The organism is Enterobacter sp. E14S (assembly GCF_055666685.1).
This window is the reverse complement of the sequence record NZ_JBVODQ010000007.1, coordinates 167,053-184,326: the sequence shown is the minus strand read 5'-3', so window position 1 is coordinate 184,326 and position 17,274 is coordinate 167,053. Positions and strand designations below refer to the sequence as shown.

The 17,274-nt window shown below is 48.4% G+C and carries 13 protein-coding genes, 1 other RNA gene and 9 pseudogenes; 11 read left to right on the top strand and 12 right to left on the bottom strand.

Annotated elements, in window-relative coordinates:
• Positions 1–43: 43 nt before the first annotated feature.
• The 3 genes from nadK to bamE all read left to right on the top strand — a co-directional run bounded on the left by nadK (position 44) and on the right by bamE (position 3,146).
• Complete coding sequence (gene nadK, locus ACZ6J2_RS15710) at positions 44–922, top strand: NAD(+) kinase (RefSeq protein WP_008502500.1); 879 nt, start codon at positions 44–46, stop codon at positions 920–922.
• 85 nt (positions 923–1,007) lie between these two features.
• Positions 1,008–2,669: a DNA repair protein RecN gene (recN, locus tag ACZ6J2_RS15705; RefSeq protein ID WP_471726149.1), complete on the top strand. Its 1,662-nt coding sequence runs from the start codon at positions 1,008–1,010 to the stop codon at positions 2,667–2,669.
• Between the two features lie 138 nt (positions 2,670–2,807).
• Positions 2,808–3,146, top strand: a complete 339-nt coding sequence (gene bamE, locus ACZ6J2_RS15700) for an outer membrane protein assembly factor BamE (RefSeq protein WP_008502502.1) — start codon at positions 2,808–2,810, stop codon at positions 3,144–3,146.
• A gap of 109 nt (positions 3,147–3,255) precedes the next feature.
• On the opposite strand, the gene ACZ6J2_RS15695 is transcribed toward bamE, so the two are convergent.
• Together ACZ6J2_RS15695 and ACZ6J2_RS15690 are read right to left on the bottom strand one after the other, a co-directional pair.
• The gene (locus tag ACZ6J2_RS15695) at positions 3,256–3,543 is read right to left on the bottom strand and encodes an RnfH family protein (protein ID WP_023333124.1); all 288 of its coding nucleotides are present in this window, start codon (positions 3,541–3,543) and stop codon (positions 3,256–3,258) included.
• The gene (locus ACZ6J2_RS15690; RefSeq protein ID WP_024908332.1) at positions 3,533–3,970 is read right to left on the bottom strand and encodes a type II toxin-antitoxin system RatA family toxin; all 438 of its coding nucleotides are present in this window, start codon (positions 3,968–3,970) and stop codon (positions 3,533–3,535) included. The genes ACZ6J2_RS15695 and ACZ6J2_RS15690 overlap by 11 nt, the downstream gene beginning before the upstream one ends.
• A 156-nt stretch (positions 3,971–4,126) precedes the next feature.
• Here ACZ6J2_RS15690 and smpB point away from each other — a divergent pair, with 156 nt between their 5' ends.
• The 3 genes from smpB (at position 4,127) to ACZ6J2_RS15675 (ending at position 6,116) form a co-directional block, all read left to right on the top strand.
• Entirely contained in the window at positions 4,127–4,609 is a 483-nt protein-coding gene (gene smpB / locus ACZ6J2_RS15685; protein ID WP_008502505.1) for an SsrA-binding protein SmpB, read from the top strand.
• Positions 4,610–4,698: 89 nt separating this feature from the next.
• Positions 4,699–5,062, top strand: a transfer-messenger RNA (tmRNA) gene (gene ssrA / locus ACZ6J2_RS15680).
• Positions 5,063–5,252: 190 nt separating this feature from the next.
• Positions 5,253–6,116 (top strand): HNH endonuclease, encoded by an 864-nt coding sequence (locus ACZ6J2_RS15675; protein WP_471726148.1) that lies wholly within the window; start codon positions 5,253–5,255, stop codon positions 6,114–6,116.
• 101 nt (positions 6,117–6,217) lie between these two features.
• On the opposite strand, the pseudogene ACZ6J2_RS15670 reads toward ACZ6J2_RS15675, so the two are convergent.
• Positions 6,218–6,391: pseudogene (locus ACZ6J2_RS15670) on the bottom strand (ogr/Delta-like zinc finger family protein); the annotation flags it as partial.
• A pseudogene (locus tag ACZ6J2_RS15665) lies at positions 6,390–7,368 on the bottom strand (phage tail sheath subtilisin-like domain-containing protein); the annotation flags it as partial. The pseudogenes ACZ6J2_RS15670 and ACZ6J2_RS15665, both read right to left, overlap by 2 nt.
• 188 nt (positions 7,369–7,556) lie before the next feature.
• Here ACZ6J2_RS15665 and ACZ6J2_RS15660 point away from each other — a divergent pair.
• The gene (locus ACZ6J2_RS15660) at positions 7,557–8,603 is read left to right on the top strand and encodes an acyltransferase family protein (protein ID WP_471726146.1); all 1,047 of its coding nucleotides are present in this window, start codon (positions 7,557–7,559) and stop codon (positions 8,601–8,603) included.
• A gap of 45 nt (positions 8,604–8,648) precedes the next feature.
• Here ACZ6J2_RS15660 and ACZ6J2_RS15655 read toward each other — a convergent pair whose 3' ends face one another.
• From ACZ6J2_RS15655 to ACZ6J2_RS15645, 3 genes and pseudogenes are all read right to left on the bottom strand, one after another.
• Positions 8,649–8,822, bottom strand: coding sequence for a tail fiber assembly protein (locus tag ACZ6J2_RS15655; RefSeq protein WP_471726144.1), 174 nt, complete (start codon positions 8,820–8,822; stop codon positions 8,649–8,651).
• An 11-nt stretch (positions 8,823–8,833) separates the two neighbouring features.
• Positions 8,834–9,306, bottom strand: a pseudogene (locus ACZ6J2_RS15650) (baseplate J/gp47 family protein); the annotation flags it as partial.
• Positions 9,307–9,461: 155 nt separating this feature from the next.
• A pseudogene (locus ACZ6J2_RS15645) lies at positions 9,462–10,008 on the bottom strand (phage baseplate assembly protein V).
• 82 nt (positions 10,009–10,090) lie between these two features.
• Between ACZ6J2_RS15645 and ACZ6J2_RS15640 the strand changes: the two are divergent.
• Positions 10,091–10,564 carry a hypothetical protein gene (locus tag ACZ6J2_RS15640; protein WP_471726142.1) on the top strand — a complete coding sequence of 158 codons (474 nt, stop codon included), beginning with the start codon at positions 10,091–10,093 and terminating at the stop codon, positions 10,562–10,564.
• A 164-nt stretch (positions 10,565–10,728) separates the two neighbouring features.
• On the opposite strand, the pseudogene ACZ6J2_RS15635 reads toward ACZ6J2_RS15640, so the two are convergent.
• Both ACZ6J2_RS15635 and ACZ6J2_RS15630 read right to left on the bottom strand, forming a co-directional pair.
• A pseudogene (locus tag ACZ6J2_RS15635) lies at positions 10,729–11,131 on the bottom strand (phage regulatory CII family protein).
• Positions 11,132–11,163: 32 nt separating this feature from the next.
• Positions 11,164–11,244 (bottom strand): annotated as a pseudogene (locus ACZ6J2_RS15630) (Rha family transcriptional regulator); the annotation flags it as partial.
• 26 nt (positions 11,245–11,270) lie between these two features.
• On the opposite strand from ACZ6J2_RS15630, the pseudogene ACZ6J2_RS15625 reads away from it, so the two are divergent.
• The 3 genes and pseudogenes from ACZ6J2_RS15625 to ACZ6J2_RS15615 all read left to right on the top strand — a co-directional run bounded on the left by ACZ6J2_RS15625 (position 11,271) and on the right by ACZ6J2_RS15615 (position 13,933).
• Positions 11,271–11,857: pseudogene (locus tag ACZ6J2_RS15625) on the top strand (phage repressor protein CI).
• Between the two features lie 2 nt (positions 11,858–11,859).
• A pseudogene (locus tag ACZ6J2_RS15620) lies at positions 11,860–12,860 on the top strand (phage integrase).
• Positions 12,860–13,933, top strand: coding sequence for a hypothetical protein (locus ACZ6J2_RS15615; protein ID WP_471726141.1), 1,074 nt, complete (start codon positions 12,860–12,862; stop codon positions 13,931–13,933). The pseudogene ACZ6J2_RS15620 and the gene ACZ6J2_RS15615 overlap by 1 nt, the downstream one beginning before the upstream one ends.
• 267 nt (positions 13,934–14,200) lie before the next feature.
• Here ACZ6J2_RS15615 and ACZ6J2_RS15610 read toward each other — a convergent pair whose 3' ends face one another.
• The 3 genes and pseudogenes from ACZ6J2_RS15610 to ACZ6J2_RS15600 all read right to left on the bottom strand — a co-directional run bounded on the left by ACZ6J2_RS15610 (position 14,201) and on the right by ACZ6J2_RS15600 (position 16,931).
• Positions 14,201–15,247 carry a bifunctional transcriptional activator/DNA repair enzyme AdaA gene (locus ACZ6J2_RS15610; protein ID WP_471726140.1) on the bottom strand — a complete coding sequence of 349 codons (1,047 nt, stop codon included), beginning with the start codon at positions 15,245–15,247 and terminating at the stop codon, positions 14,201–14,203.
• Positions 15,231–16,007 (bottom strand): annotated as a pseudogene (locus ACZ6J2_RS15605) (isocitrate lyase/PEP mutase family protein). Before ACZ6J2_RS15605 ends, ACZ6J2_RS15610 begins: the two are co-directional and overlap by 17 nt.
• Positions 16,008–16,133: 126 nt before the next feature.
• Entirely contained in the window at positions 16,134–16,931 is a 798-nt protein-coding gene (locus ACZ6J2_RS15600) for a nucleotidyltransferase domain-containing protein (protein WP_471726139.1), read from the bottom strand.
• Positions 16,932–17,274: the final 343 nt, after the last annotated feature.

Genomic DNA, 17,274 nt, shown 5'->3' with positions numbered 1-17,274 from the left:
AGACAGATTGTCATCATTCATCAGGCACAAGGACCTCCAGAAAATGAATAATCATTTCAGGTGTATTGGGATCGTCGGGCATCCGCGTCACCCTACCGCACTAACGACACATGAAATGTTGTATCGCTGGTTGTGTAGCAAAGGCTATGAAGTGATGGTCGAGCAGCAGATTGCGCAGGAGCTTCAGCTGAAGAGCGTCAAAACCGGCACGCTGGCGGAAATTGGTCAACAGGCCGATCTCGCCGTGGTGGTGGGCGGCGACGGCAACATGCTCGGCGCGGCCCGCACGCTGGCGCGCTATGACATTAAGGTCATCGGCATCAACCGTGGCAATCTCGGCTTTTTAACCGATCTCGACCCGGACAATGCGCAGCAGCAGCTGGCCGACGTGCTGGAAGGGCACTATATCAGCGAAAAACGCTTTTTACTGGAAGCACAGGTGTGCCAGCAGGACTGTCAGAAGCGCATTAGCACCGCAATTAACGAGGTGGTTCTTCACCCCGGAAAAGTGGCGCACATGATTGAATTCGAAGTTTACATCGATGAAATCTTTGCTTTTTCCCAGCGTTCCGACGGGCTGATTATCTCCACTCCGACCGGCTCAACCGCCTACTCGCTTTCTGCCGGCGGCCCGATCCTGACGCCCTCGCTGGATGCCATTACCCTGGTGCCAATGTTCCCGCACACGCTCTCCGCCCGCCCGCTGGTTATCAACGGCGACAGCACGATACGTCTGCGCTTCTCGCACCGCCGTAATGACCTGGAGATCAGCTGCGACAGCCAGATAGCGCTGCCGATCCAGGAAGGTGAAGATGTTCTCATTCGTCGATGTGATTACCACCTTAATCTGATTCATCCGAAAGATTACAGCTATTTCAACACATTAAGCTCGAAGCTTGGCTGGTCAAAAAAATTGTTCTGATTTTGCATCCAGTACTTTACTGTATAAAAAACCAGTTTATACTGTATGAAAACACAGTTATGGTTTTTCATACAGGAAAACAATTATGCTGGCACAACTGACCATCAGCAACTTTGCCATTGTTCGTGAGCTTGAGATCGATTTCCACAGCGGCATGACGGCGATCACCGGGGAAACCGGTGCAGGTAAATCCATTGCCATTGATGCCCTCGGCTTGTGCCTTGGCGGCCGCGCAGAGGGCGATATGGTGCGCATGGGCGCAAACCGTGCCGACCTGTGCGCCCGCTTCTCCCTGAAAGACACCCCTGCCGCCCAGCGCTGGCTGGAACAGAACCAGCTTGAAGATGGACGTGAGTGTTTACTTCGCCGCGTGATCAGCAGCGACGGTCGTTCACGTGGCTTTATCAACGGCACGGCGGTCCCGCTCTCCCAGCTTCGCGAACTCGGCCAGCTGCTTATCCAGATCCACGGTCAGCACGCGCACCAGCAACTCGTCAAACCTGAACAGCAGAAAGCGCTGCTCGATGGCTATGCAGGTGAGTACGCGCTTACTCAGCTTATGGCGGAGCACTATCGCCAGTGGCATCAGAGCTGCCGTGAACTTGCCCAGCACCAGCAGCAAAGCCAGGAGCGCGCTGCACGTGCGGAGCTGCTGGCGTACCAGCTTAAAGAGCTAAACGAATTCAACCCGCAGCCGGGTGAGTTTGAGCAAATCGACGAAGAGTACAAACGTCTGGCGAACAGCGGCCACCTGCTCTCAACCAGCCAGAATGCGCTCAATCTGCTGGCGGACGGCGAAGACGTGAACCTGCAAAGCCAGCTGTATAACGTCCGCCAGCTCATTACCGAACTGGTCGGCATGGACAGCAAGCTTTCTGGCGTCCTGGATATGCTGGAAGAAGCGACCATTCAGATCTCCGAAGCCAGTGACGAACTGCGCCACTACTGTGAACGTCTGGATCTCGACCCGAACCGTCTGTTTGAGCTGGAGCAGCGTATCTCCCGTCAGATTTCACTGGCGCGCAAGCACCACGTCATGCCGGAAGAGCTGCCGGGATTCTATCAGTCTCTGCTGGAAGAACAGCAGCAGCTTGACGATCAGGCTGACTCGCAGGAAACCCTCTCTCTCGCGGTGAACCTGCATCATGAACAGGCGCTGGCGACAGCGCAAAAGCTGCATGAAATCCGTCAGCATTACGCCCAGGAGCTAAGCCAGCACATCACCGACAGCATGCACACGCTGGCGATGCCGCACGGTGTCTTCACCATTGATGTCCGCTTTGAAGAGAATCACCTGACGGCAGAAGGTGCGGACCGCATCGAGTTCCGCGTCACCACCAACCCGGGGCAGCCGCTGCAGGCTATCTCTAAAGTGGCATCCGGAGGTGAACTGTCGCGTATTGCACTGGCGATTCAGGTGATTACCGCGCGTAAAATGGAAACCCCGGCGCTGATTTTCGATGAAGTGGATGTCGGCATCAGCGGCCCAACGGCGGCGGTGGTGGGCAAACTGCTGCGTCAGCTAGGCGAATCAACGCAGGTGATGTGTGTCACCCACCTGCCGCAGGTCGCGGGCTGTGGTCATCATCACTTTATCGTTAGCAAAGAAACCGACGGTGAAATGACCGAAACGCATATGAAGCCGCTGGATAAACGTGCGCGTCTGCAGGAGCTGGCTCGCCTGCTCGGCGGTAGCGAAGTCACCCGCAATACGCTCGCGAACGCGAAAGAACTGCTGGCGGCATAAACTTTTTCGGGATCTCAGGGTCATACAGAACAACAAAAACGCCGCCAGACCGGTTTCAAAGTGGGACAAGGTCTATTATCATCGGCATATTACATATGAGCCGCGTTCTGCTCGGGCCCGAAAAGGAATCAAATCACTATGCGTTGTAAAATGCTGACCGCTGCCGCAGCGGTTCTTCTGATGTTGACCGCAGGCTGTTCCACTCTGGAGAAAGTGGTTTACCGTCCTGACATCAACCAGGGGAACTACCTTACCCCTAACGATGTGTCCAAAATCCGTGTGGGGATGACACAACAGCAGGTCGCTTATGCACTGGGAACCCCGATGATGTCCGATCCGTTCGGCACTAACACCTGGTTCTATGTATTCCGTCAGAAGCCGGGCCACGAAGATGCGACCCAGCAGACCCTGACGCTGACCTTCAGCAGCGCCGGTGTGTTGACCAACATCGACAACAAGCCTGCCCTGACCAAATAATCAGAAGTCAGAAATGCAAAAAGGTGCTCATTGAGCACCTTTTTTGTGTCTGAACTCTTGCGCAGAATCGTAGCCCCGGTAAGCGCAGCGCCACCGGAGGAATAAAGCGCTACTTAGCCGATTTCTCCGCACGCTGACGTCGCAGCTCTTTCGGGTCAGCAATCAGCGGGCGATAAATCTCAACCCGGTCGCCCTCTTTCAGCACATCACCCAGCTTCACCGGACGGCTGTAAATCCCGACCTTATTTTTCGCCAGGTCGATATCGCTGCGAAGTTCGAGGATGCCGGAAGCGCGGATAGCTGCCTCAACGGTTGCCCCCTCTTCCAGCGTCACGCGCTGCAGATACTGCTTCTCCGGCAGCGCGTACACCACTTCTACAGCAATCTTATGCGACACTGTAAACCTCTTTGGCGCGGGTGGTGAACGCCTGAACCATATTCGAAGCCAGCTCTTTAAAGATGCGGCCAAACGCCAGCTCAATCAGCTTATTGGTAAATTCAAAGTCCAGCTGGAACTCGATGCGACAGGCGTCAGCGCTCAGCGGCGTAAACTTCCAGCCCCCCATCAGGGTTTTAAACGGACCATCTACCAGATGCATCAAAATACTCTGATTGCTGGTCAGCGTATTGCGGGTGGTGAACGTCTTGCTGATCCCCGCTTTGGAGACATCCACCGCCGCAGTCATCTGCGTCGGGCCGGATTCCAGAACGCGGCTCCCGGTGCACCCCGGAATAAATTCTGGATAAGACTGAACGTCGTTCACTAACTGATACATTTGTTCCGCGCTGTAAGGCACAAGCGCAGTACGGCTAATCTGAGGCATAGCATTTCCCATGGTCACACAACGGACAAATAATAACATTTATCACCTGTTAAAAAAACGCTAAGCCTCATCTCGTGCTAAGATAGCGCGTTAGACCTCACAGGACGCAATGAGGTGACTTTTTGAAATCAGATTACCGACGGCTTTACGACACTTATGACGAAGAAAAAAGCACATAAACCAGGCTCGGCGACCATTGCGCTCAACAAGCGTGCTCGCCACGAGTATTTCATTGAAGAAGAATTCGAAGCTGGCCTTGCGTTGCAGGGCTGGGAAGTAAAATCGCTGCGCGCCGGGAAAGCCAACATCGGCGATAGCTACGTGATCCTGAAAGATGGCGAAGCCTTCCTGTTCGGCGCGAACTTTACGCCGCTGACCGTCGCCTCCTCACACTACGTGTGTGACCCAACGCGCACCCGTAAGCTGCTGCTGAACAAGCGAGAGCTGGAATCCCTCTACGGACGCATCAACCGTGAAGGTTTCACCGTGGTCGCCCTGTCGCTGTACTGGAAAAACGCCTGGTGCAAAGTGAAAGTTGGCGTCGCGAAGGGTAAAAAACAGCACGACAAACGCACTGACCTGAAAGAGCGCGAGTGGCAGCTTGATAAAGCGCGCATCATGAAAAACGCAGGACGTTGATTCTGCACACTTATTGTACTATTCAATAAGTTAGCGTTCCGGGCTGGTATACTGGAAGTGAAATCTGGTATACTTAGTTCAACACTATTGGGGCTGATTCTGGATTCGACGGGATTTGCGAAACCCAAGGTGCATGCCGAGGGGCGGTTTGCCTCGTTAAAAGCCGCAAAAAAATAGTCGCAAACGACGAAAACTACGCTTTAGCAGCTTAATAACCTGCTCTGAGCCCTCTCTCCCTAGCTTCCGCTCTTAAGACGGGGATCAAAGAGAGGTCAAACCCAAAAGAGATCGCGTGGAAGCCCTGCCTGGGGTTGAAGCGTTAAAACTAATCAGGCTAGTTCGTTAGTGGCGTGTCTGTCCGCAGCTGGCGTGCGAATGTAAAGACAAACTAAGCATGTAGTACCGAGGATGTAGAAATTTCGGACGCGGGTTCAACTCCCGCCAGCTCCACCAAATAAAACAAGGGGTTACGTGAAAACGTAGCCCCTTTGTCTTTTCCGATGGCGGCAGCCAATCTGCCCTTCGTCTCATACCAGTGTAAGGGTCCAAATCAGGAAGTCCAATAGACATTGTCCATTGGTGAATGTAGGCTCTACTGATTAAATATTTTATCCATAAGTTTAGTGACCGATGGGAGGAGCGGATGGCTTTCATCACAAGAGAGCAGGCTTTAGAGCATTTTCGCAAGCGTTATAATGAAGATAAATTTACTTGTACTGTAAATAAAATTTCTAGCGGTTATGTGTTTATTGCTACACCAATTTCTCAGGCTGATTCTAGTCAGAGTCGCGTTAATCAGCAAGTCCCCTCCCAAAAGCCAGGCTCTGCAGAAATCAGTAGTTCAACATTAGACAGACCTTTTGTGACAACAAAAATTTCGCCAAAGGTAAGATCTTTTGCTGGGGATGCTTTACAAAAGGCTGAAAAACTCCCAGCAAAGAAAACATCGAAAATAGAAGATGAGCCTTTACCTGATGAAGCAATCAGGGCTGTCATAGCAAGTCGCGCTAAGCGAAAAAAACCAGTCCCTTATGTACGCGAAGAATTTAATTCGACATCAACGTTAAATATAAATCAGCATGACTCAGACCGACCACGATGCATCTATTGTGGCGACTATCATTCAGGCATTGTTCGTGACCATGTTGTTTCAGTTGCCTGGAGAGGTGGAGTAAGGCATTACGATCGCAGCCACACAGTACCATCTTGCCCACAATGTAATAACCTGCTGGGCGATAAACCCTTGCATAATATTGCAGACCGGGCGGCATTTCTGGTTGGTGCTATTGAGCATCACGAACGTCGCTATCTATTTACTGTAGACAGGACGCCTGAGGAATTAGCTGAACTTGACCACTTCTTAGCAATATCGGTAAAAAGTGCGATGTATGAAAAAGCAATTGCCTTAAAACGGATCGAATATGCTAAACAAGTCGCCGCTGGATATTATGACTATGCAACTATTAAGCATTTGGTTAAGCAGGGTAGAGAGATCCCCGAAGAATAAGCAAGATAGACTTAGTCACATCGTTACTTAGCCAACTAAATATAAACTACTGAAACTTTTATAATGAATTTGTTTCGAACGATTAAATCCGCCGTGGCGGGTCAGTATACAAGTTGTTGCTGCATCCCTTTGGGATGCGGTGGCGCGGCGCTAAATTTCCCAGGACGGTAAACCGATCTCATAAACGACTCATGCGTCACGAAGGTATGTCCGCACTAAATGTTAGTACACTGGTTGTAGCGCTCTGTGGTCTGCGTGGAGACTTGAAAACTGGTTGTGCAGTTTGGCGCGAATACCTTCTATAATGTCGCCTGCCAGCGACGGGTTAAGCACGCCATCCCCCGCCCACATGTGCGCTTCTGCGATGGTGTCAGCCAGTACCTGCGCGTTGCGGGTGTAGTTTTCAAAGGCGGACAGAGGATCGTCACTGGGGCAGCGGGAACCCCAGAAGCGAAAACCGTCTTTGCGGATCAGCGTGGTGATATCGCTCTGGTTCAGCAGCTCCGCATCAGTGGCAGGGTCCTGCAAATCCCAGAACACATCAGCAGAAATGCCGGTGACGCCGTTCGCGCCCTCGTTGGACAGGGATTAGTGCCAGCCGGTCTGTTCGACAATTTTGGCACGCTGGCTCAGCGCACAGGCTGAGGCATAAGCCGTTGCGTCAGTATTCAGCACGGTGTCAAAACTGATGAAATCACGCCAGATCAGTATCCCCTCGCGCTGGCTGAAATTATCGCGGTAGGCAATGACCTCCTCTACCGTTTTGCAGCCGTAGGCTGACAGATAGGCGAACCCGCGCAGACTCTGCGCCACGCTTAGCAGCTCAGTGGCAACCGCCTGCGTGTCGTGCCCCGGTACGCCAAGGATAAGCGGCTTAACGCCGAGCTGGGACTGCACAGATAACAGTGCTTTCATGCCCGTTTTTTTTACCGTCGGCTGTCACGTCGCCGATAATGTTGGAGGTTGTCTCCGCTTCGGTTTCGCCCTGCGCGACGCGTACAATTACGGTAACGGGTTTAGCCTGGCCGGCAATTGCATCCTGGGAGCGGGCCAGCGTGCCGGACTCGCCTGCTTTACCGCTGGCCGTCAGCACGTCGGTAAGCAGGACCAGTTTATTGAGGGGGAACATGCACGCATCTTCATCATCGCCGGTAAAGACCATACCGACAATTGCCATGCTTACTGTTGAAATAGGGCGAGTGCCGTCGTTGGCCTCAACGACACGCACACCGTGGTGGTAATCCTGCGCCATAAGGCCGTCTCTCCGGTTTTCAGGGGGTGTGCATATGTTCTAGGCGCGCGGCGCACGCGGCAGGATGTGTGAGAGATGGTACAATTCAGGGAGTATGAAATTGCATTTTGGCTTAGAATGAAGAAAACGATGGGTATCGCCATCCTATGCTGTGTTAGCATCAGAAAAAATTTAACCTGAATATGACTATGAACATCAGAAATGACCTTCACGGATTAACGATATTCCGCTTTGTTACTGCTTTCTATGTATTTTTATTCCACTGTAATATCAGATATAAGGCTGATGTCTCTGACTGGCTGCAGTCTGTTATCAACAATGGTGCTATCGGGATGTCTTTCTTCTTTGTTCTCTCTGGTTTTGTCATGGCGTGGGCATCTAGAAATGGGATTAAGGATAATTACTATCGTTCCAGAATTGCCAGAATATTCCCCGCTTATCTGGCCATGGGATTAATTACAGTCCCTTTCCTTTTTGAGTACAACGCAACGCAAATCTCAACATATGCTTTATTGTTTTTAACTACTGCACAGTCGTGGTTTCCGGATAGTTTTAGCCAATGGAATTTCGGCGGTTCCTGGTCCGTTTCAACTGAAATGTTTTTTTACCTTGTTTTCCCATTCCTGTTACCAGTAATTAAAAAAAGACCGGCTCTCGCATTAGGCATTGCATTATTGACATCATCAATAATCATACCAACATCTATGATATTAACGAATAGCGCTGTCTTTCCTCGTTATTATGTCAGCCCTATTCATCGCCTACCCGAATTTGTCGCAGGAGTAGCAATTGGTTGTATTTTTTCTCGCGGCTTTCGCATTAATAGACTTAACAATTCTCTGTTTATTCTTGCAATAGCTTCTCTATTTTTTATCTCTCCAACCAACAATAATGGCTGGATGCAAAACAATTATATTACATTACCAGCAACATGCTTTGTTGTTTATTACCTCGCAGCCGCAGCAATTAATAAAAACGCCTTCACCCTCCCATTAATATACTTAGGTAAAATAAGCTACTCATTTTACCTGATGCAATTACCCATTATGATTTACATAACTAAATACCATGACAGCCTTGCATCATTCCCTACATGGTTTATCTGGACACTTTTGGCCTTCATTAATTTAGTGATGGCTTCGGCTTGCTATCATTTCGTTGAAGATAATAAGTTCATTAAATCTTTCATCCTGAACTGGCGACGTAAGCCGAATACACCTTTAGAGCTAAGCTAACTCAGGTTTTTCAGGCCAAAAAAATATCAGGTGCCTCAGATGTTTTTATGGCCTGCAAGTCGCGAATGTTTGTATCCATAATTTCAGTTTAACTTTGTCTTCATCGCTGATGAGACCGAGTTGTAGTTCAGTCAGCCCTAGGCTGATAGTACTTTGAGCAACAACCAGCAGTGCGGCTTTTTTCTGTTCTGCTGCCTTCACCTGAGCATTTTTTTGCATCTTCTCATCTGTAACTCACTCGCTGCCGTTCCGTCGCCCTCACAGCTCAGCACGTTAAGCACCACCTCCGCCGGTGCAGGGCTGGTTGCGCTGGCATCAGCCATTCTCCCGTCCGGGCTTTTAGCGTGAAACTCATAGGCCACCGTCGGGCCCGCAACGGACATCCCCTCAAATGCATCAGGAACACGCAGGCGCAGCGCCTCGTCGCTTTCCATTACCGCTGTGACCGGCGGCACCGCGTCGTTATAGGCAGGTGTAACCGTCCGCCGCTTCACGTTGTAGTTGGCCGCCATCTGATCGAGATCGCCGCCTCGTTGATACGCTGGCGCAGCAGGATTTCACGATACGCATTTTCCTGCAGGAGCTTGGTCACGGATTCAGACTCCAGCTCAAGCGTGCGCCTAACCGCGTCCTGCTCGTCTGCCGGATAAAGGGCCACAAACGCGGATTTCCGTACGTTTAGCTGCGTTTCAAAATCCGGCATATCCACTATCTGCGGGGCGGACAGCTGGGAACCTTATTCCCGGCTGACCATGCGGCTTATCTGTGGAGTCAACAGAATATCCCGGGCCGACTGCCTCAAATGGTCCGCATCAGAAATGGCTTTGCCATCGCCCTGATTCATACCGATATACAGCGTTATACAGGACCTCCCGATGTATCGCCGCCGGACTTAACGACGCTATGACCGTGTTTATCCACTATGTTCCCGTTAGAACTCATGGCGCCCCGCCATGGATGACGCCACCCTTGATCACCACCTCGCTGTTTATGCACGTGTTGCTTGCTTCCACCACAAATTCACCCGTTTTCAGGGTTATGTTGTCTGCAGCCTCGATCACCATGGATTTGATACCCCGCACATACCAGCGGCCATGTCGCGGGTTCATATTCAAACCAACCACCGTCCGAATATTCCATTACGCAGCCGTCCACTGAGTCCGACGGCGGCGCGAACTGGTTGGAATAGATCGCAGGTAAGGCATACCGCCCATACTCAGCACCACCACCTGCTCATCCGGCGACGGGCACCACCTGCGCGCAGTGTCAGCCAGTTAATCCAGTTGGTTTCAAACTCGCCTACCTTCACCCGGCACAGACCGTTTTCCCGGTCCACTTCGGTTACGGTGCCTGTGAGGATCAGGTTGGTGATAAGGCGCATGATTTCTGTGAGTGGTGCATTCATGCGATTAATTTGCCCACGATAAAAGAAATGTGTATTAATAATAATTTGTTTCATCACTTATACAATTTCACAGAGGGACAACATGAAGTCTAAGTTTGGTTTAAATCTGCCATATGGAGTTTATGCATCAATTTTCACACTATTATGTTTTTCTATATTTATTTGGTTTAAAGCCGATTACTCAGACGATAAAATCGTAGTTATTTCTTTATTTGTACTTTTTGCATCCGCTACCATTCAGGCAGCAAGCCTTATTAGAATGGACAAGTTCGATATTTATAAAAACATATTAAATGCGATATGGAATATAGAAACAGCGATTACTTTTATATATGGTATATATGTTATTCTCGAATTCTCCTATCTCCCTATCGATAAACAACCATCATTCACAAAATGGGCTTTTCAACACATTGAACTCTTTGCACTCATAATCACCATATTAGTTACAGTCTGTGTTGCAAGAGCTGGCTACTCAGTTGCAGAGATTTTCAAAGACCCGATAAAAAAAACGGCTAATATTAAAAAAATCACAGATAAAAATAAAAAAACCTAAAATCAAACCTCAAACTCCGAAAACGCAAAGAAAAAAAAGAAGAAACAGGAGGTAATTCTATTTAGGTGCATCAGTTTGCAACCATTCACGAGTAATTGATACTCCCTCAGTGTTAATTCCAAGTAAATGGCGCTTTGGATAGAGAGTCTCCGGTTCGTTAAGGCTTACACGAACTCGTAAGCCATAATGTGATGTACCCGCGCAATGCGCTGCACCTTTCCTGCAAACTGCATGCTGTCAGAAACAGCGCTTGATGCAACACGACCGTTCTCTGCTGTAACATTCAACACGTAATGAGGCATTTTCTCGCTGGCTACTTCGTTCAGCGGCGCTCATGGCAGGGAATGGATCTGCGCCAGAAAACCGCCGACCAGAGTTGAGTCCTCAGTGAGATCGGTAAGCAGAGAGATTTAAGGTTGTGTAAGCTGATGCGGCTGTTCTGGGTTCAACTTGTTGCGCAGCATTGATTTCCCCACACTCTGCCAGCTTCGCCATATTGTGACGCAGTGCGCAAGCGCGGCAGGCTTCATCAAAGTGTGGATGTTTGTAAAACTTATAACCAAACATGTGAGTCCCTTAAAAAGTTCTCATAATCGAACTCACTGACCAACAATGACGCGGAAGTTGGAATGGTCAAGAGACTCACGGACCTGATCGGTTTTGTACATTAAGTAAAGCAGGCAACGGTTGCGGTGGGCGCGATGAGATTAACGGGTTGATCAAGGCTTATAATTTCGGTTCACGTCAGCAGCTATGCGAATATCTACAAGTATCGAAAAGCACTATGGCTAATAGATACTTAAGGGATAGTTTACCTGCTGAATGGGTCATTCAATGCGCACTTGAAACAGGCATTTCCCTTCTATGGCTGGCTACCGGCCATGGAGATATGTATGCGAGTGATAACGAAGAAAAAAACCTCAAAAACGAAACCTCTGTCACGTAAGACCGCTTTCTAAAATCGTTGCTCCCAGTATCAAACATGCTGAGCTAAAGAACGGTGAACTGCAGTCGAGTGATGAAATCCTTCTCGATAGCAGACTGCTGGATAGTGAATCGTCCAATTCTCTTTTTGTAAAAACAGCTAGTGATAGTTTTGTTGTGGATACGTTTGTGAAACAAATCAGCAATGGTTGTTGGCTGGTAGACATCGACGGCGTTAATAGCCTCGTCAAGATCGCCCGCATTCCTGGCAATAAAAATGTGGTTCATCAGGATGAAGCATCCTTTGAGTGTGCCGTAGATGGTGTAAAGGTAATTGGCCACGCAGTAAAAATCATTAAGAGCATCTGACAATGATGTTCAGAAAGCAGCCGAATGGAAAATGTTTATGCGAATGTTACCCAAACGGGCGTGCCGGCAAACGCGAGCGCAAATAATTTGTGACGAAAGGCGAGGCTGTAGCATTCGAAAACTTCACCATGTATGATGTGAAAAAAAAGCCGTGGCTGGGTGAAAAATTAGATCGGCGGCGTTTGTCAGAACTGATTGAGCAGTGGCACTCCCTTTACGGCCAGGCGCTCGCAGACCCCAAACACCTGATGTCAAAACTGACTATTATCTGCAATGGTCTGGGCGATCCAGCTGTGTCTGTGTTAACCGCCGGCGATTTTACAAAATATCGTTAAGCCCGATTAAAAGGTGAGTTGCGTAACGAAGACGGCGCGCTAATGTTTCCAATAAAGGCTCGTACTGTAAACCTTAAACAGCGCAACCTATTTTCTGTTTTTGGTACACTGAAAAATTCAGGTCACTGGTCAGCGCTTAACCCGCTCACCGGGCTACCAACATTCAAAATAGCACAAGGAGAACTGGCATTCCTGACACTCGATGAAATTAAACGCCTGCTTAATGCATGTGCAGATTCACAAAGCCCAAGCCTGTTGATGGTCGCAAAAGTTTGCCTGACTACCAGAGCACGATGGAGTGGAGCCGACAACCTGCAGGGCCATCAGTTAACCAAATACCGAAGTACTTACACCAAAAGCAAGAGCAACCGCACCGCTCCGATATCTCAGGAATTATACGACGAACTTCCCAAAAACAGAGGTAATCTATTCACGCCATGCAGAAATGCCTTTGAACGTACAGTTAACGAGCCGATATTATACTACCTGAAGGCTCATGTACTACGCTATACTTTCGCCAGCCATTTTATGATGAATGGCGGAAACTTACTGGTATTCAAAAGATATTAGGGCACTTAGATATTAAGATGACTATGGTCTACGCACATTTCGCACCTGAGCATTTAGAGGATGCGGTAACTAAAAACCCACTACACAACATAAGCTGATGATGATTCTTTTAACCTCCATTATTAACACTCCAGCCATTTGGTTATATTTACTGGCATTACTGATTATAATTTCAATTATTATCTGGAAAAAATGGTACGTTCTTAGCAAAGAAAACCTATTCCAACAAAAGCTTTTTTGGTTTTCCATAGGTATTCCTTTACTTTCTTTTATATATTTTGGTGTATTTGCCTGGTCAGGAAAAGCCCCCATTCTTTCTGCTCATGGATATTCCAGATTTTATGAAATAAGCAAATTCCCTTTATTAATCCTGGCAAGCTCAGTACCACTAGCTTCAATAGTCAACAATATTCACAGAACGATCCAGACAGAATCACAAATTAATACATCGGAATCTAAAAATGCTATAGACAGGTATCTGGCACATGAAAAAAACTTCATTGAAAAAATAAAAGAAATACCTAGCTTCAATATAATTGAAACCAACGATTCCAACGGTGGTATAAAAGATAATAAAGACAACCCAGGTTATAAAATAGCTATAAAAGACAAAATAAACATATCGAACCCTTATCATCTTTATAAGAAAATTTACCCCAAAGCAACTATGGAAGTAGAGGCTAATTACGTCCACAACGAAGACTTCATTACAAAAATGGAAGACCATCTTAACACTATAAATAAAAACCTTGAAAGAAATGAGCTTAATAATACTTTACTAGAACCGCTTTCGCTAAGTAAACTAAATGAAGTGTCGTATCACACAGCATTATTACTTGAACACCTATGCATTGAAAACATATCTTTAGCCACTTACAAAGTACGTAGTGAAAATAAAGAGATGAAAACATTCACCGATAATGAATATATGTTTCTAGAAGTTTTAGAAGCAGCATATCATATTTCAAGGAAAGTATATTTCTTAATTAAAGGTAGCGAATCGCCTAACTTTGAGAATATTACAAGCTATATTTATGACGCAGAACCTAGTTTTGATATATTTGCAAATGCAAAACTTCAGGATTCTATTTATTCCCCATCCTGGTTAGCTTATGTGACAAAGGAGCTGCATGGTGCAAAGAGTGGCGGCAATGTGGCGACAGTACAGTAAAAGTGTATAAAACCATTGAACATCACAAAACGCCAACATATTGTTTTATAAGCAAATTATTGTTTTTATTGTAGGAAAAATAGTATGTAGAAATTTCGGACGCGGGTTCAACTCCCACCAGCACCAAAATTCTCCATCGGTGATTACCAGAGTCATCCGATGAAGTCCTAAGAGCCCGCACGGCACAAGCCCTGCGGGATTTTTTGTACCTCCAACATGTCCTGCGAAGTCTGTAAAATTTTCCGGCTACACTTAAGCATTACCCCATTAACCGTGGTTTCTCTCATGCTCAATGAGCCATTCTTTGCGCGAAATGCCACCACCGTAACCTGTCATCGCGCCATTTTTTCCAATTACCCTGTGACAAGGGATCACAATCGCAATCCGGTTTGCACCATTAGCAGCAGCGACGGCGCGCACAGCATTTGGCTTATTAATCCGTAGAGAAATGGCCTGATAGTGTGAGGTCTGTCCGTAGGGAACAACACGCAACTCATGCCAGACGGATTGTTGAAAATCACTGCCCGGAGCATCTAAAGAGAGATTAAACTGTCGGCGCGTTCCGGCAAAATACTCGCTGAGCTCTTTTACTGTCTGCCGGGTATGGCTGTTTTCTCCGGTGACAATTCTGGCGTTAAATAAACGCTGGATATCGCGAAATTCTGTTTCTAACATCCGGCGATCGGTAAACTCCAGCAGACAAACTCCCCGCTCTGTCGCGCAGACAAACATAGGTCCAAGCGTCGTGGTAAACCGGTGAATGACTATCACCTTGGTTGCCTGAGTCGGCGCTGCGCCAGTAAGCCGCTTGTAGGTGTAACCAAATCCGCTCAGGGATTCATAGCCATTGTCCAGCGCAACGTCAGTCGCCGTTCGTCCGCTTTTCAACTCATGCAGGGCAACGTTCACCCGCTGCATCCGCTGGAAAGCCTGAAAAGTGATGCCGTGATGTTGCAAGAACCAGCGTCTTACCCGCTCCGGGCTGATTCCATGCTGACGAAGCTCCGCGTCTGCAACACGGGTTTTGATATCGCGCCGGACAAGCGCAAGCGCCTGCTCAACGAACAATGGCGCGCTGTGCGCATTTTCAGCGGGTCTGCAGACCTTACAGGGACGAAAGCCGTCCGCCAGGGCAGATTTGGCATCTTTATAAAATTCGACATTTTCGCGTTTGGGCTTTCGCGCCCGGCATACCGAAATGCAGAATACGCCAGTGGTTTTGACGCCAACAAAAAACACGCCAGTATATTCTGGAGCACGTTCAAGTAATGCCTGATACCAGGTATCACACAAATTCTTATCGGTTATTTTCATCACCAAAAAGTCCTTCAAACGTCTGACGAGATCGGATCGCATGCATGACATCATTCAGCGTTGACTGCATGGCTGAATGAATAAAATTGCCCATTGAAATGCGGCTTGTCCCGGCCAATTTAAGCCTGTCGAATGACGGAAGATTAGGCATACACATGACATTCAAAGGCAGACCGGTCGCCTCTGCAATGAGGCTGATATCTCTCTCTGACGTCAGGCAGGGAACAAATAGGCCGTCAGCACCTGCTGCTTTATAGCGTTGCCCCCGCAATATCGTCTACTGCAACGCGTCTTCATGCCCGAGCAGGTAAGTGTCAGTACGGATATTAAGAAACAGGCTGTAATTTTCGCTTCTCAGCGTATCGCATACCGTTCTCAGGTTACGGGAAAAATCAGCGACATCGTCGAGTTGGCGAACCCCGTTTATGACTCGGCTGTCTTCGAGGTTAACGCCTGCGACGACTGTCTGAGCAAGGAGCCGAAGATTGGCTACTATCTCTTCGGTTGAATCACCATACCCTGATTCCATATCAACGCTCAATGGCAGGTTGCTGACAACCCTGATCCGGGTAACCATATAAAATAACTCATCAAATGGCATTCCCTGCCCGTCTTCATATCCCAGTGTGGACGCGATTGCAGCGCTGGACGTTCCCAGTACCTGATAGCCTGCTTTTTGTGCTGCGACAGCACTAGCGGCATCCCAGACGTTGGCGATAAGAAGAGGTTCGTGCTGGTAGTGGCGTTCTGCAAAGTTCATATTCATATCCTCTCGATAGATTGAAAATGAATCTAAGCATTCAGTAAGAACGTCACAACCGAAATTCAGACGACCATTTTTGCGCAAACGTCGTCTGAACTCGGGTGCAGAACAGACCAAAACCTTTTAAGGTCGGGTTCTGGCTTCGAGCATGGCAATAATCGCCCAACGCGCTGCATCGTCTGCAATATTTTCAGGCAGCACATCTGCCCGCAGAGTGATATAAGCATCAACAGCCTTTCTGATGGCCATGCTGACGGAATCACGATCGTGCGTTGCCTGCGTGGAAGTCAGCAGGCCGTAGGGATCAATCCTGAGGAATTCAATGCGGCGAACCCCACGTTGCGGGAGATTTGCTCGACGGTACAGCATAGGTCCCAGCACTTGCTCCCGGAAGAATGCCAGCATACCAATCGCCTCTAAGAGTTCGCCCCTTTCCAGTTTAACCACCGCATAATGAAGCCAAATCCAGGCTCGGGACTCAAACCACTCTGGCGTCACGTTGGGCCAGTGAGCGCTAAATTTTGCCAGTTGTCGCTCCAGAGCCAGGTTATCGCGGGTAAATAACACCGCTGGCTCCTCAACGCGTTGAGTGAGCATTTCCAGGGTGACAAATTTCAGATCGACATGAAGGAGTTCGGGGCCATACAGACATATAAGCAGACGAGGCTCACCGACATGTTCCCCGGTGAAAGCATGGAGCAGGTGACCCAGTGTTCCAGCGATCACAATACGCTGAGTCATGATTTCGTCATAGTAGAAAGGGTCTACCACAACGACAAAATCGAGATCGGAGTATTGATCGAACCCGCCATGAACAAACGAGCCGCCAGCAAGAAGGGAGTGAATCCGCGAGTCAGCCTGAAATTTAAGCTTGAGTTGCTCTGCAAAACTTCTGTGTAAAGCGGGTAACGTACTAAGCATACTTTTTCCTGTTCACAAAAAAGACAAAGCATTACAGAATATCGCGCAGTGTATAGGCAGGCTAGATATTATTAATCTGTGTTCGCGCCACCACAATCACCACGTCTAGCCCTAACAGGGCTCATTCACCGTCTCGCCTGGGGATGTACTCTCTACCATTGACCAATATCAACGACACCACTCCTCCCCCTATGGAGAATAAAAAACACACCACCCAGCGCTACGGAATAGCCGCTCAACCCGGAAGGAACCCCACCATGTACAGACCCATAACCGTTATTATCTTCATTCTCCTGACCCTCGCCGCCCTTGCTGAAATAGGCTTTTTATCCTTTGGATAATC

Coding starts and splice junctions, on each gene's coding strand:
- nadK (WP_008502500.1), top strand. CDS start 44: ATGAATAATCATTTCAGGTGTATTGGGATCGTCGGGCATCCGCGTCAC.
- recN (WP_471726149.1), top strand. CDS start 1,008: ATGCTGGCACAACTGACCATCAGCAACTTTGCCATTGTTCGTGAGCTT.
- bamE (WP_008502502.1), top strand. CDS start 2,808: ATGCGTTGTAAAATGCTGACCGCTGCCGCAGCGGTTCTTCTGATGTTG.
- ACZ6J2_RS15690 (WP_024908332.1), bottom strand. CDS start 3,970: ATGCCTCAGATTAGCCGTACTGCGCTTGTGCCTTACAGCGCGGAACAA.
- smpB (WP_008502505.1), top strand. CDS start 4,127: ATGACGAAGAAAAAAGCACATAAACCAGGCTCGGCGACCATTGCGCTC.
- ACZ6J2_RS15675 (WP_471726148.1), top strand. CDS start 5,253: ATGGCTTTCATCACAAGAGAGCAGGCTTTAGAGCATTTTCGCAAGCGT.
- ACZ6J2_RS15660 (WP_471726146.1), top strand. CDS start 7,557: ATGAACATCAGAAATGACCTTCACGGATTAACGATATTCCGCTTTGTT.
- ACZ6J2_RS15655 (WP_471726144.1), bottom strand. CDS start 8,822: ATGCAAAAAAATGCTCAGGTGAAGGCAGCAGAACAGAAAAAAGCCGCA.
- ACZ6J2_RS15640 (WP_471726142.1), top strand. CDS start 10,091: ATGAAGTCTAAGTTTGGTTTAAATCTGCCATATGGAGTTTATGCATCA.
- ACZ6J2_RS15615 (WP_471726141.1), top strand. CDS start 12,860: ATGATGATTCTTTTAACCTCCATTATTAACACTCCAGCCATTTGGTTA.
- ACZ6J2_RS15610 (WP_471726140.1), bottom strand. CDS start 15,247: ATGAAAATAACCGATAAGAATTTGTGTGATACCTGGTATCAGGCATTA.
- ACZ6J2_RS15600 (WP_471726139.1), bottom strand. CDS start 16,931: ATGCTTAGTACGTTACCCGCTTTACACAGAAGTTTTGCAGAGCAACTC.